Annotated in this window: 11 protein-coding genes and 1 riboswitch; of the genes, 10 read left to right on the forward strand and 1 reads right to left on the reverse strand. The window is 61.3% G+C overall.

Translation table 11 applies throughout. The features are described 5' to 3' along the window. Positions 1-168 precede the first annotated feature (168 nt). Positions 169-274, forward strand: a riboswitch (TPP riboswitch). Positions 275-419: 145 nt separating this feature from the next. Both thiC and cytX read left to right on the forward strand, forming a co-directional pair. Then, a complete protein-coding gene (gene thiC / locus HX811_RS23310; protein ID WP_177047573.1) occupies positions 420-2,324 on the forward strand; it encodes a phosphomethylpyrimidine synthase ThiC in 1,905 nt (634 codons plus the stop codon). 189 nt (positions 2,325-2,513) lie between these two features. Further along, on the forward strand, positions 2,514-3,803 hold the full coding sequence (gene cytX, locus HX811_RS23315; protein WP_177047574.1) for a putative hydroxymethylpyrimidine transporter CytX: 1,290 nt from the start codon (positions 2,514-2,516) through the stop codon (positions 3,801-3,803). On the opposite strand, the gene HX811_RS23320 is transcribed toward cytX, so the two are convergent. Beyond that, on the reverse strand, positions 3,772-4,518 hold the full coding sequence (locus HX811_RS23320; protein WP_003209503.1) for an RsiV family protein: 747 nt from the start codon (positions 4,516-4,518) through the stop codon (positions 3,772-3,774). The genes cytX and HX811_RS23320 overlap by 32 nt on opposite strands. 211 nt (positions 4,519-4,729) lie before the next feature. Between HX811_RS23320 and HX811_RS23325 the strand changes: the two genes are divergently transcribed. The 8 genes from HX811_RS23325 to parC all read left to right on the forward strand — a co-directional run bounded on the left by HX811_RS23325 (position 4,730) and on the right by parC (position 13,106). Next, positions 4,730-5,347, forward strand: coding sequence for an NUDIX domain-containing protein (locus HX811_RS23325; RefSeq protein ID WP_003209505.1), 618 nt, complete (start codon positions 4,730-4,732; stop codon positions 5,345-5,347). Next, positions 5,338-5,787, forward strand: coding sequence for a DUF1249 domain-containing protein (locus HX811_RS23330; RefSeq protein ID WP_003209507.1), 450 nt, complete (start codon positions 5,338-5,340; stop codon positions 5,785-5,787). The genes HX811_RS23325 and HX811_RS23330 overlap by 10 nt, the downstream gene beginning before the upstream one ends. 99 nt (positions 5,788-5,886) lie before the next feature. Next, complete coding sequence (cpdA, locus tag HX811_RS23335) at positions 5,887-6,702, forward strand: 3',5'-cyclic-AMP phosphodiesterase (protein ID WP_102370213.1); 816 nt, start codon at positions 5,887-5,889, stop codon at positions 6,700-6,702. Positions 6,703-6,751: 49 nt separating this feature from the next. Next, positions 6,752-7,360 (forward strand): YqiA/YcfP family alpha/beta fold hydrolase, encoded by a 609-nt coding sequence (locus HX811_RS23340; RefSeq protein ID WP_003209516.1) that lies wholly within the window; start codon positions 6,752-6,754, stop codon positions 7,358-7,360. Positions 7,361-7,404: 44 nt separating this feature from the next. Further along, positions 7,405-9,309: a DNA topoisomerase IV subunit B gene (gene parE, locus HX811_RS23345; protein ID WP_003209518.1), complete on the forward strand. Its 1,905-nt coding sequence runs from the start codon at positions 7,405-7,407 to the stop codon at positions 9,307-9,309. Beyond that, the gene (locus HX811_RS23350; RefSeq protein WP_177047575.1) at positions 9,309-10,313 is read left to right on the forward strand and encodes an esterase-like activity of phytase family protein; all 1,005 of its coding nucleotides are present in this window, start codon (positions 9,309-9,311) and stop codon (positions 10,311-10,313) included. The genes parE and HX811_RS23350 overlap by 1 nt, the downstream gene beginning before the upstream one ends. Further along, positions 10,310-10,831, forward strand: coding sequence for a TIGR02281 family clan AA aspartic protease (locus tag HX811_RS23355; RefSeq protein WP_008439113.1), 522 nt, complete (start codon positions 10,310-10,312; stop codon positions 10,829-10,831). Before HX811_RS23350 ends, HX811_RS23355 begins: the two co-directional genes overlap by 4 nt. Before the next feature lie 10 nt (positions 10,832-10,841). After that, on the forward strand, positions 10,842-13,106 hold the full coding sequence (gene parC, locus HX811_RS23360) for a DNA topoisomerase IV subunit A (protein ID WP_003217539.1): 2,265 nt from the start codon (positions 10,842-10,844) through the stop codon (positions 13,104-13,106). The last annotated feature ends 164 nt before the right edge of the window (positions 13,107-13,270 follow it).

Below are 13,270 nucleotides of genomic sequence, written 5' to 3' on the forward strand. Positions count from 1 at the left end.
CGATAATTTGGTGCCCAAGGCTAAGGCGGCCCATTCCTGGCGTCAAGACCTCAGGCAGTCACCGAGTGTAGTGGCGCTATCACGGCACAACAATCCTGTAATTACGCCATTCATCACGATGAATGCACCGCCGTTGGCAATTTGCCTGCTCGATGGTCTAGACTGGCCGCGTTCTTGTCGGGGTGCCTTGTTGGAAGGCTGAGATCGGTAAATACCGGATCCCGTTGAACCTGATCAGGTTAGCGCCTGCGTAGGGAACAAGATTTCTCGTCACCCGGCGAGTCCTCTTGTGCTTCGTCCGGGATGTTGTTCGACAATCGAACAGCCCGTGCGCCAAGCACAGCACTGTCACAGTGCGTCCATCCGTCACAGGTTCACTCCGACAAAAATCCACCGCCTGGATAGTTGGAGAGCCCGTGATGAGCATCGAATTAAAAAGCCAAAAATCAAAAAACACCGTGCACTTGAGTGAATCGGCCAAGGTCGACTCCGGTTCCGTGCAGCCGTTTACCCGCTCGCAAAAAATCTACGTCCAGGGCTCGCGTCCGGATATCCGCGTGCCGATGCGCGAAGTCAGTCTCGACGTGACCCCCACCGACTTCGGCGGCGAAATCAATGCGCCCGTAGTGGTCTACGACACCTCAGGCCCCTACACCGACCCGAACGTGATCATCGACGTGCGCAAAGGCCTGGGCGATGTGCGCTCGCCGTGGATCGAATCCCGCGGCGACACTGAGCGCCTGTCGGGCTTGAGCTCGCACTTCGGCCAACAGCGCCTGAGCGATGCCGAGCTGACCGCGCTGCGTTTTGCCCACGTGAAAAACCCGCGCCGTGCCAAGACCGGGGCCAACGTCACCCAGATGCACTACGCCCGCAAAGGCATCATCACCGCCGAGATGGAATACGTCGCCATCCGCGAAAACATGAAGCTGGAAGAGGCCCGCGCCGCCGGCCTGCTGGACCAGCAGCACGCCGGCCACAGCTTCGGCGCCAGCGTGCCGAAAATCATCACCCCGGAATTTGTGCGCGAAGAAATCGCCCGTGGCCGCGCGATCATCCCGGCCAACATCAACCACACCGAACTGGAACCGATGATCATCGGCCGTAACTTCCTGGTGAAGATCAACGGCAACATCGGCAACAGTGCCCTGGGTTCGTCCATCGAAGAAGAGGTGGCGAAACTGACGTGGGGCATTCGCTGGGGTTCGGACACGGTGATGGACCTGTCCACCGGCAAGCACATCCATGAAACCCGCGAGTGGATCATCCGCAACTCGCCGGTGCCGATCGGTACCGTGCCGATCTACCAGGCCCTGGAAAAAGTCGGCGGCGCCGCTGAAGACCTGACCTGGGAGCTGTTCCGCGACACCCTGATCGAACAGGCCGAGCAGGGCGTCGACTACTTCACCATCCACGCCGGCGTATTGCTGCGCTATGTACCACTGACCGCCAAGCGCGTCACCGGCATCGTGTCCCGTGGTGGTTCGATCATGGCCAAGTGGTGCCTGGCGCACCACAAAGAGAACTTCACCTACACCCATTTCGACGAAATCTGCGAAATCATGAAGGCCTACGACGTCAGCTTCTCCCTGGGAGACGGCCTGCGCCCGGGCTCGATTGCCGACGCCAATGACGCCGCGCAATTCGGCGAGCTGGAAACCCTCGGCGAGTTGACCAAGATTGCCTGGAAGCACGACGTGCAAACCATGATCGAAGGCCCGGGCCATGTGCCGATGCAGTTGATCAAGGAGAACATGGACAAGCAGCTGGAGTGCTGCGACGAGGCGCCGTTCTACACCCTCGGTCCGCTGACCACCGACATCGCCCCGGGTTATGACCACATCACCTCGGGCATCGGGGCGGCGATGATCGGCTGGTTCGGTTGCGCGATGCTCTGCTACGTCACGCCGAAGGAGCATTTGGGTCTGCCGAACAAGGATGACGTGAAGACCGGGATCATCACCTACAAGATCGCGGCCCATGCGGCGGACTTGGCCAAGGGGCATCCGGGGGCGCAGATTCGTGACAACGCGTTGAGCAAGGCGCGCTTTGAATTCCGTTGGGAGGACCAGTTCAACCTGGGCCTGGACCCGGACACGGCGCGTTCTTACCACGATGAAACCTTGCCGAAGGACTCGGCCAAGGTCGCGCATTTCTGCTCGATGTGCGGGCCGAAATTCTGCTCGATGAAGATCACCCAGGAAGTGCGTGAGTACGCGGCCAACCAGCGCATTGAAACGGTGGATGTGGACGTGGCCAAGGGACTGGCGGAGCAGGCAGAGCGGTTCAAGCAGGAAGGTAGCCAGCTGTACAAAAAGGTCTGAATCAGAACCTGTGGCGAGGGAGCTTGCTCCCGCTGGAGTGCGCAGCGCTCCCGGAATCTGGATCGGTGTCTTGACTGACACTCATCGGTTGCAGGTTTTGGGGCGGCTTCGCCGCCCAGCGGGAGCAAGCTCCCTCGCCACAGGGGACTTTGCTGATTCAAATAATAGTGTCCCTCTGAGATAGCACCCTTGAGCATTCAACCCAGCACCTATTCCCCAGACATCGCAGTCCCCTTGGACAAACGCGTCTTCGGCGCCCGCGATCTCTTTTCCCTGTGGTTCTCCCTGGGCATCGGCCTGATGGTCCTGCAAACCGGTGCACTGTTGGCGCCGGGCCTGGGCCTCTCCGGTTCCTTACTGGCAATTTTCCTCGGCACTTTGGTCGGCGTGCTGTTGCTGGCCGCCGTCGGCGTGATCGGCAGCGATACCGGCCTGTCATCCATGGCCGCCCTGAAGCTCAGCCTCGGCACCAAGGGCGCAAGCCTGCCGGCGCTGCTGAACCTGCTGCAGCTGATCGGCTGGGGCTCATTCGAAATCATCGTGATGCGCGACGCCGCCAGCCTGTTGGGCGCCCGCGCGTTCAGCGAAGGCAGCCTGCTGACCAGCCCATTGTTCTGGACCCTGGTATTCGGTGCCCTCGCGACCTTGCTTGCCGTCAGCGGTCCGCTGACCTTCGTGCGGCAGATCCTGCGCAAGTGGGGCATCTGGCTGCTGCTGGCCGCCTGCCTGTGGCTGACCTGGAACCTGTTTGCCAAGGCCGACCTGGCCACTCTCTGGGCCCAGGCTGGTGACGGTTCGATGCCGTTTGCCGTTGGCTTCGATATCGCGATTGCCATGCCGCTGTCCTGGCTGCCACTGATTGCCGACTACTCACGTTTCGGCAAACGCGCGAAAAACGTGTTCGGCGGCACGGCACTGGGTTTCTTCATCGGTAACTTCTGGCTGATGAGCCTTGGCGTGGCCTACACCCTGGCGTTTGCGCCGAGCGGTGAAGTGAATGCGTTGCTGCTGGCATTGGCCGGGGCCGGCCTGGGGATTCCGCTGTTGCTGATCCTGTTGGATGAATCGGAAAACGCGTTCGCCGATATTCACTCGGCGGCGGTGTCCAGCGGGATTCTGTTGCGCTTGAAAGTCGAGCACCTGGCATTGGCCATCGGCGTTATCTGCACGCTGATCGCCTGCTTTGCGCCGTTGGCGCAGTACCAGAACTTCCTGCTGCTGATCGGCTCGGTGTTCGCGCCGCTGTTCGGCGTGGTGCTGGTGGATCACTTCATCCTGCGCCGCCGCGGCCATGGGGTTGCCGCCAATCTGCGCTGGCCGGCACTGCTGGCCTGGCTTGGAGGGGTCAGTACCTATCACCTGTTGGCGAATCTGTACCCGGATGTCGGCGCGACCCTGCCGGCGTTGGTGCTGGCAGGGCTGTTGCACTTCATCCTGGGCCGGGCCTTCAGTGGCGTGCGGGCACCAGCTCAGGCTTGATCACGCCGGTGAGGCGCGCATAGGGGATGGTCATTTCGATCAGCCCCAATGCGTACGGCGCGATAGTGGTCACGTTGTACTTGAGCACCACGCCATTGCTGGTCAGCGCCACATTCGGGGTTTTCTGGAACGGCCAGTTCTTCACGAACTCCGGGTCGCGGTCCATCTGCGAGTTGATCAGCCAGTTGTTGTGGGCGACTTTCGCGGTCTTCCAGAATGCATCTTCCTGACCTGGCAACAGCATGTCGGTCAGGCTCAGCTCTTTGTGCAGCAGGCGTGAATAGTTGATAAAGCCGCGGCCCGGCTCACCGTGTGCGGTGCCGGTGTCCAGGTAGCTGGACACTTCGATGATCACCAGTCCGTCATGCTGCTCACGTACCTTGGCCTGCAAGTACATGCTGTTGCGGTCCGGGGACTCACGCAAGAACTTGTCGCGGTAGGCGTTCAGGGTGGCGGGCATGGCCTGGCCAGGTGAAGTGCGGGCCATCTGCAGCAGGCGCTGTTCGATGATCTGGTCCAGTTGCGGCTCGGACGGGAAGTGCACGGTGTCGATGTTTACCAGCGGGCAATCCGGACTGCTGCAGCCGGGTTTGATCTGCTCGGAGGCGTCGGCGGTGGTGTCCAGCGGCTTCAGGTAGCTCGGCTGGAACAGGCTCTGGCAAGCACCCAGGGTCAAGGCGATACAGGCCACGGAGGCGATTTTTAAAAGCGACATGTGTGTCCTTCATAAATCGAGGAAAGGTGAAAATGTGGAGCTTCGACTCCCGACAAGGCAGTCAGTTCGCCACTAAGCTGATTAGAGTGAGTTTGACGCCCGCCGTCTATCCCGGCAACCGGAAAGGGGCTGCATCAAGGGGCACGAGCGCGTTAGGATGGCGCGATGTCGAGGCCGCCTCGACACCGCAAGGCAATAAACGAGGGTTGATATGACGGACACAGCGAAATCGACGCCGAGCAAGGTCGAGATTGTTCAGCGCGACAATGCCTACAAGGGCTTCTACAAACTGGATCGGCTGAAACTGCGGCACGAGAAGTTTGATGGCGGCATGAGCCGTGAACTCAATCGCGAAGTCTTTGTGCGTCATGACGCCGTGTGTGTACTGCCCTACGACCCGCAGCGCGATGAAGTGGTGCTGATCGAGCAGTTTCGCGTCGGCGCCATGGGCCGCACCGACAACCCGTGGCTGATCGAAATGGTCGCCGGCCTTATCGACAAGGATGAGCAACCGGAGGAGGTTGCACACCGCGAAGCCGAGGAGGAAGCTGGCCTTACATTCTCCGCACTCTGGCCGATCACCAAGTACTTTCCGTCGCCGGGTGGCAGCACCGAATTTGTCCACTTGTTCCTGGGCCGTTGCGAAAGCGCCGGGGCCGGTGGCGTCCATGGACTGGAAGAGGAAGCCGAAGATATCCGCGTCACCGTCTGGGCCTTTGAAGACGCCCTGCAGGCGGTACGTGACGGTAAAATTTCCAACGCAGCGAGCATTATTGCCCTGCAATGGCTTGCGCTTAATCGCGCGGAAGTGAGGGGGTTATGGCAGTAAAGGCACGGGAGCGATATCGGGTTGACCTGATCGGGCTGCAAGCAGCCTGCGAGGCCAACTATGCACGGCTCATGCGGCTGCTGCCAGACATGCGCCACACCCCCGAGGCGCGGCGCATTGCCGTGACTCACGGCGACCAGATGCTCGGCGTGCTGACCCTGGAAGTGATCGTGAACTGCCCGTACACCACCACTTTGCGGGTGCGTCAGGAGCACAGCCTGCCGTGGCTGCCGGTGCCGCAGCTGGAAGTGCAGGTGTACCACGACGCACGCATGGCCGAAGTGATCAGCGCCGAACATGCACGACGCTTTCGCAGCATCTATCCTTACCCCAACGTGTTCATGCACCAACCCGATGAGAAAGCACAGCTCAATGTGTTCCTCGGTGAATGGTTGAGTCACTGCCTGGCCCTGGGCCACGAGTTCGAAGTCGTTCGATAGATGTGAACTGCGTCCGCTTCACGGGTTTCCTCTTTGTGTCCTGCCCCAGCATAATCGCCTCAAATGTCCATTCCTGTGATCACGCCCTGGGAGAACGCCTTGCCGAGCGTATCCGCCTTGAACCCTGACGCTTCGGCGTTGCTGGTGCAGTTGTCCGACAGTCACCTGTTTGCCGAGGCGGACGGCGGGCTGCTGGGCATGAATACCCGCGAGAGCCTGCAACGGGTGATCGACACGGTGCTGGTGCAGCAGCCGCAGATTGATCTGGTGCTGGCCACCGGGGATTTGTCCCAGGACGGTACGCTGGAGTCCTATCAGGCGTTTCGTGACATGACGCGGCAGATTCAGGCGCCGGCGCGCTGGATCCCGGGGAATCACGATGAGCCGCAGGTGATGCAGCAGGCGGCGGTCAACAGCGCGTTGCTGGAACCGGTGGTGGATGTGGGCAACTGGCGCATTACCCTGCTGGACTCGGCGGTGCCGGGTTCGGTGCCGGGGTATTTGCAGGATCAGCAGCTGCAATTGCTGGCGCAGTCGTTGAGTGAGGCGCCGGCTCGGCATCATCTGGTGTGTTTTCACCATCATCCGGTGTCGATTGGGTGCGCTTGGATGGAGCCCATCGGTTTGCGCAATCCTGAGGCGTTGTTTGCGGTGCTGGATCGGTTTCCGCAGGTGCGGGCGGTGCTTTGGGGGCATGTGCATCAGGAAATTGACCGGGAGCGCAATGGGGTGCGTTTGTTGGCTTCGCCTTCTACCTGTATTCAGTTCGCTCCCGGGAGTGAGGATTTCAGCGTGAGTGAGCAGGCGCCCGGGTATCGCTGGCTGCGGTTGCATGCCGACGGACGGTTGGAAACCGGTGTGGAGCGGGTGCAGGGCTTCGCGTTTCAGGTGGATTACGGTAGCAACGGCTACTGAGATTTCCCTGTAAACTGCGCCTCTTTGGCTGACCCACAGAGGACCCGGAATGTCCGCATCGATCTTGTATATCCACGGTTTCAACAGCGCACCCGCCTCCAACAAGGCGAGCCAGTTGATCACCGTGATGGACAGCCTCGGTCTGGCCGACCAGCTGCGCGTGCCGGCCCTGCATCACCACCCCCGCCAGGCGATCCCCCAGTTGGAGGCGGCTATCCGTGACCTCGGAAGGCCACTGCTGGTAGGCAGCTCACTCGGCGGCTACTATGCAACCCATCTTGCCGAACGCCATGGCCTCAACGCCTTGCTGGTCAACCCGGCAGTCAGCCCTCATCGGATGTTCGACGGTTACCTGGGCACCCAGAAGAACCTCTACACCGATGAGACCTGGGAGCTGACCCACGACCACGTCGCGGCCCTGGCCGAGCTGGAAGTGCCGGCGCCCCAGGACGCCCAGCGTTATCAGGTGTGGTTGCAGACCGGCGATGAAACACTGGATTATCGCCTCGCCCAGCAGTATTACCGGGCCTGTGCCTTGCGCATCCAGGCCGGTGGCGATCACGGTTACCAGGGCTTCGCCCAACAGTTACCGGCGCTGTTGAGTTTTGCCGGCATAGGCTCCGATCAGTACCAATCCTTCGATTTCACCGCATTGTGAAACCGCAGGTTACTTTTTAATCGAACGACTCACGACGAGACCCCATGGCCACTCCCAGCGCTAGCTCTTATAACGCCGACGCCATCGAAGTCCTCTCGGGCCTCGACCCGGTGCGCAAACGCCCCGGCATGTACACCGACACCAGTCGGCCGAACCACCTTGCCCAGGAAGTCATCGACAACAGCGTCGACGAAGCCTTGGCCGGGCACGCCAAGTCGGTACAAGTCATCCTTCACGCCGACCATTCCCTGGAAGTGTCCGACGACGGTCGTGGCATGCCGGTGGACATTCACCCGGAAGAGGGTGTGTCGGGCGTCGAGCTGATCCTCACCAAGCTGCACGCCGGCGGCAAGTTCTCCAACAAGAACTACCAGTTCTCCGGTGGCTTGCACGGTGTGGGTATTTCCGTGGTCAACGCCCTGTCGAACCACGTACGGGTCAAGGTCAAGCGCGACGGCAACGAGTATCAGATGACTTTCGCCGATGGCTACAAGGCCACCGACCTGGAAGTGATCGGCACCGTCGGCAAGCGCAACACCGGCACCAGCGTGTACTTCGCGCCGGACCCGAAATACTTCGATTCACCGAAATTCTCCATCAGCCGCCTCAAGCATGTGCTCAAGGCCAAGGCTGTTCTGTGCCCGGGCCTGCTGGTCAGCTTTGAAGACAAAGGCACCGGCGAAAAGGTCGAGTGGCATTACGAAGACGGCCTGCGGTCCTACCTGGAAGACTCTGTCAGCGAATTCGAGCGCCTGCCGAATGAGCCGTTCTGCGGCAGCCTGGCGGGTAATAAAGAAGCCGTGGACTGGGCCTTGTTGTGGCTGCCGGAAGGTGGCGACAGCGTCCAGGAAAGCTACGTCAACCTGATCCCGACGGCCCAGGGCGGTACCCACGTCAACGGTTTGCGCCAGGGCTTGCTGGATGCCATGCGCGAATTCTGCGAATACCGCAGCCTGCTGCCGCGCGGCGTGAAGCTGGCGCCGGAAGACGTCTGGGAGCGGATCGCGTTCGTCCTGTCGATGAAAATGCAGGAGCCGCAATTCTCCGGCCAGACCAAGGAGCGCCTGTCGTCCCGTGAGGCAGCGGCGTTCGTCTCCGGGGTGGTAAAGGATGCCTTCAGCCTGTGGCTCAACGAACACCCTGAATTGGGCCTGGCCCTGGCGGAGCTGGCGATCAACAACGCCGGCCGTCGCCTGAAGGCCAGCAAGAAAGTCGAACGCAAGCGCATTACCCAGGGGCCGGCACTGCCTGGCAAGCTGGCGGACTGCGCCGGGCAAGACCCGATGCGTTCCGAGCTGTTCCTGGTGGAAGGTGATTCTGCCGGCGGTTCCGCCAAGCAAGCGCGGGACAAGGAATTCCAGGCGATCCTGCCCCTGCGCGGCAAGATTCTAAACACCTGGGAAGTCGACGGCAGCGAAGTACTGGCCAGCCAGGAAGTGCACAACATCGCCGTGGCCATCGGTGTCGACCCGGGCGCGGCGGACATGAGTCAGCTGCGCTACGGCAAGATCTGCATCCTCGCCGACGCCGACTCCGACGGTTTGCACATTGCGACCTTGCTCTGCGCGCTGTTCGTCCAGCACTTCCGCCCATTGGTGGATGCGGGTCACGTCTATGTCGCCATGCCGCCGCTGTACCGCATCGACCTGGGCAAAGAGATTTTCTACGCCCTGGACGAAGCCGAGCGCGATGGCATCCTCGATCGCCTGGTGGCCGAGAAGAAACGCGGCAAGCCGCAGGTCACCCGATTCAAGGGCCTGGGTGAGATGAACCCGCCGCAATTGCGGGAAACCACCATGGACCCGAACACCCGGCGCCTGGTGCAATTGACCCTGGAAGATTTCGCCGCCACCTCGGAAATGATGGACATGTTGCTGGCGAAGAAGCGCGCGCCGGATCGCAAGAACTGGCTGGAGTCCAAGGGCAACCTGGCCGAGGTTCTGGGCTGATGCGCAGCGGTTTCGCCCTGGCGATACTGTTGTTGAGCGGGTTGGCGGCCACCTCGGTGGTCGCAGCGCCTGCGGCTGAGCTGAAGCTGTTGGCGGAACACCCGGTGGAAGGCATGCGCGGCGGTAACCTGTCGGGCCTGGCCTTATGCGGTAGCGAATTGTGGACAGTCTCCGATCGCGATGACGATCAGATCTACCGGCTCGATACCGCCGGTGACGTCTGGAAAGCAGAGACATACGGGATTGATGTGCCGCCGGTGCCGGCGTCGGGTTTGCCCTTTGGCCTGCGCTCACGCACCAGGGCAGCTGCGTTGATTCGTGGTGGTGATCTGGATTTTGAAGGCATCAGCTGCGATGCGGCGGGTAACCGTTACATTGTCAGCGAAGCCCACGCGGCGGTTCTCAGGGTGCCTTTCTCTTCAGAACACGGTGAAACGGAGTGGCTGAAGATCGCCCCGGGCATGGTTCGCGAAGCTCGGGCCAGTGGCATGTTGCTGCACTTCAACGCGCTGTTTGAAGGCATCGTGGTGAACCCGGAAGGCAATCAAATCTGGCTCGCAGCAGAGCGTGAGCGGCGCGGGTTGATCTCCATCAAGCGCCCGCAAACCCTCTGGGATTGTGACGGCCCTTGTGTATTGCTGAGCGAGGCCGGCCAGGAGATGCAGCCGGCGCAGTTCCCGGGCGCCAAGGCGGTGTCCAAGGACTTTGCCGACCTGGCGCTGTTCAATGGCAAGCTGTTTACCCTGGAGCGCAATGCGTTTCAGGTGTGTCGCCGGGATGCGGTCACGGCCCAGGTGGAGTTGTGCTGGTCGTTTGCCGATGAAGCGCTGACGCCGAATCGGCGTTATGCCCAGGCCTATGGATTGGCCGAAGCCTTGGTGGTGGACGCTGACGGTGCCTGGATCGGCATCGACAATAACTTCGGTGCCCGCGCCGATGGCGAAAAGCGGCCGGTGGTCTATCGTTTCGCCGCCCCTGCGGGTGGCTGGAGCGCCAAGCCATGAGTGCGCAACCACCCGGCAAGCGCGCCGGGCGTGTGTTGATGTTCGTCGCGTGGGGCGCCGGCCTGTTTTTGGCGACACGATTTTTTGGGCAGTGGGAAGCGCGACAGGAAAACCCCAATGCCGTGGTGACCTCGGAGCAGCACGAGGGTTATATCGAAGTAAAACTGCTGGGCAACGGCCAAGGGCATTTTGTCGCCACTGGCCAGATCAACGGCAAGCCGGTGCAGTTCATGCTCGACACCGGGGCCACCGACGTGGCGGTTCCGGCTGAATTGGCCGACCGTCTCGGGCTTGAACGCGGCATGCCGGTTGGCGTGAGTACGGCCAACGGGCGAACCCAGGGCTTTCGGACCGAGTTGGGCCGCCTGCAACTGGGCGATATCGTCCTTCGGGACGTGCGCGCCATCGTGGTACCGGGTTTGGGCGATGAGCAGGTATTGCTGGGCATGAGTGCATTGAAACAACTTGAATTTACCCAGCGCAGCGGCACTTTGCTGCTGCGCCAGACCAAACAATGATGAGGCCCGCATGAGTGACATCCTTGCAGACAGCTTAGATGGCGTTGAACGCCGGTCGCTGGCTGACTTCACCGAAAATGCCTACCTCAACTACTCCATGTACGTGATCATGGACCGTGCCTTGCCGCATATCGGCGACGGCCTGAAGCCCGTACAGCGGCGCATTATCTATGCGATGAGTGAGTTGGGCCTGGACGCTGACTCCAAGCACAAGAAGTCGGCGCGTACCGTCGGTGACGTGCTCGGTAAGTTCCACCCCCACGGCGATTCGGCGTGCTACGAAGCCATGGTGCTGATGGCCCAGCCGTTCAGCTACCGCTACACGCTGGTGGACGGCCAGGGTAACTGGGGTGCGCCGGATGATCCGAAGTCCTTCGCCGCCATGCGTTACACCGAAGCGCGTCTGTCGCGGTATTCGGAAGTGCTGCTCAGCGAACTGGGCCAGGGCACGGCCAACTGGGGCCCGAACTTTGACGGCACCCTCGACGAGCCGCTGGTGTTGCCGGCACGTTTGCCCAATATCCTGCTCAATGGCACCACGGGTATCGCCGTGGGCATGGCCACTGACGTACCGCCCCACAACCTGCGGGAAGTGGCCAGCGCCTGCGTGCGCCTGCTGGATGAGCCGAAGGCTACGGTCGAACAGCTCTGCGAGCATATCCAGGGCCCGGATTACCCGACCGAAGCAGAAATCATCACGCCTCGCGCCGACCTGCTGAAAATCTACCAGACCGGTAAAGGCTCGGTGCGCATGCGCGCCGTGTACCACATCGAAGACGGCGACATCATCGTCACCGCGCTGCCGCACCAGGTGTCCGGCGCCAAGGTGCTGGAGCAGATTGCCGCGCTGATGCAGGCCAAGCCGTCGAAGCTGCCGCAAGTCGCCGACCTGCGTGACGAGTCCGACCACGAAAACCCGTGCCGCATCGTGATCATCCCGACCAACAGCCGGGTCGACCATGAAGTGCTGATGCAGCATCTGTTCGCCAGCACTGAGCTGGAGTCCAGCTATCGGGTCAACATCAACATCATTGGCCTGGACGGCAAGCCGCAGTTGAAGAACCTGCGGGCTTTGCTGGTGGAATGGCTGGAATTCCGGGTGCAGACCGTGCGTCGCCGCCTGCAATTCCGCCTGGACAAGGTCGAACGCCGCCTGCACCTGTTGGACGGCTTGCTGATCGCTTACCTCAACCTGGATGAAGTGATCCATATCATCCGTACCGCCGAGCACCCGAAGGCCGAGCTGATCGCGCGCTTCGAACTCAGCGAAATCCAGGCCGACTACATCCTCGACACCCGTCTGCGTCAGTTGGCGCGACTGGAAGAGATGAAGCTGCGGGACGAACAGGACGCGCTGCTCAAGGAACAAGCCAAGCTCCAGGCCCTGCTGGGCAGCGAGGCCAAGCTGAAGAAGCTGGTGCGCACCGAGCTGATCAAGGACGCCGAAACCTATGGCGACGACCGCCGCTCGCCGATTGTCGAGCGCGCCGAAGCCAAGGCCCTGACCGAAACCGAGTTGCTGCCTAACGAGAAAATTACCGTCGTTCTGTCGGAAAAGGGTTGGGTTCGCTCAGCCAAAGGGCATGATATTGACGCCACCGGCCTGTCTTACAAGGCTGGCGACGGTTTCAAAACCGCGGCGGCGGGGCGTTCCAACCAGTTTGCGGTGTTTATCGACTCCACCGGTCGCAGTTACTCGGTGCCGGCGCACACCTTGCCATCGGCGCGGGGGCAGGGCGAGCCATTGACCGGACGCCTGACACCGCCGCCGGGTGCGAATTTTGAGTGCGTGCTGCTGCCGGACGATGACTCGTTGTACGTCATCGCTTCCGATGCGGGCTATGGGTTCGTGGTCAAGGGTGAAGACCTGCAGGCCAAGAACAAGGCGGGCAAGGCGTTGTTGAGCCTGCCGAACAACGCCAAGGTGATCCTGCCGCGTCCGGTGGAAGACCGTGAAGGCAACTGGCTGGCGTCGGTGACGACCGAAGGGCGCCTGCTGGTGTTCAAGATCAGCGATTTGCCGCAGTTGGGCAAAGGCAAGGGCAACAAGATCATTGGTATTCCCGGGGAGCGGGTGGCCAGTCGCGAAGAGTACGTGACCGACATCGCCGTGATCCCGGAAGGCTCGACCCTGGTGTTGCAGGCCGGCAAGCGCACGTTGTCACTGCGCCCTGACGACCTCGAGCACTACAAGGGTGAGCGGGGTCGTCGTGGCAATAAACTGCCGCGCGGCTTCCAGCGAGTGGACGCTTTACTGGTGGAAACGCCCGTTTAAGGCGATATAGAGCGCCCGATCTACGATTTAACCCGTAGATCGACGCTTTCGCGCTGGAGTCATGGCGCATATTCACGGATGATATGGCCTTTCCAGCGCCGGCGTGGCTGAGCGCGTACAGGTTATTTTTGAGTATTACATTGTGGTTCGCCTTGTGGCAGCCA

Origin of the sequence: Pseudomonas sp. F8002, assembly GCF_013385495.1 — a bacterium.
Taxonomy (GTDB): domain Bacteria; phylum Pseudomonadota; class Gammaproteobacteria; order Pseudomonadales; family Pseudomonadaceae; genus Aquipseudomonas.

Bases quoted from the DNA above. Each gene is read 5' to 3' on its own strand.
- thiC (WP_177047573.1), top strand. From the start codon at position 420: ATGAGCATCGAATTAAAAAGCCAAAAATCAAAAAACACCGTGCACTTG.
- HX811_RS23320 (WP_003209503.1), bottom strand. From the start codon at position 4,518: ATGTCGCTTTTAAAAATCGCCTCCGTGGCCTGTATCGCCTTGACCCTG.
- HX811_RS23325 (WP_003209505.1), top strand. From the start codon at position 4,730: ATGACGGACACAGCGAAATCGACGCCGAGCAAGGTCGAGATTGTTCAG.
- HX811_RS23330 (WP_003209507.1), top strand. From the start codon at position 5,338: ATGGCAGTAAAGGCACGGGAGCGATATCGGGTTGACCTGATCGGGCTG.
- HX811_RS23340 (WP_003209516.1), top strand. From the start codon at position 6,752: ATGTCCGCATCGATCTTGTATATCCACGGTTTCAACAGCGCACCCGCC.
- parE (WP_003209518.1), top strand. From the start codon at position 7,405: ATGGCCACTCCCAGCGCTAGCTCTTATAACGCCGACGCCATCGAAGTC.
- HX811_RS23350 (WP_177047575.1), top strand. From the start codon at position 9,309: ATGCGCAGCGGTTTCGCCCTGGCGATACTGTTGTTGAGCGGGTTGGCG.
- HX811_RS23355 (WP_008439113.1), top strand. From the start codon at position 10,310: ATGAGTGCGCAACCACCCGGCAAGCGCGCCGGGCGTGTGTTGATGTTC.
- parC (WP_003217539.1), top strand. From the start codon at position 10,842: ATGAGTGACATCCTTGCAGACAGCTTAGATGGCGTTGAACGCCGGTCG.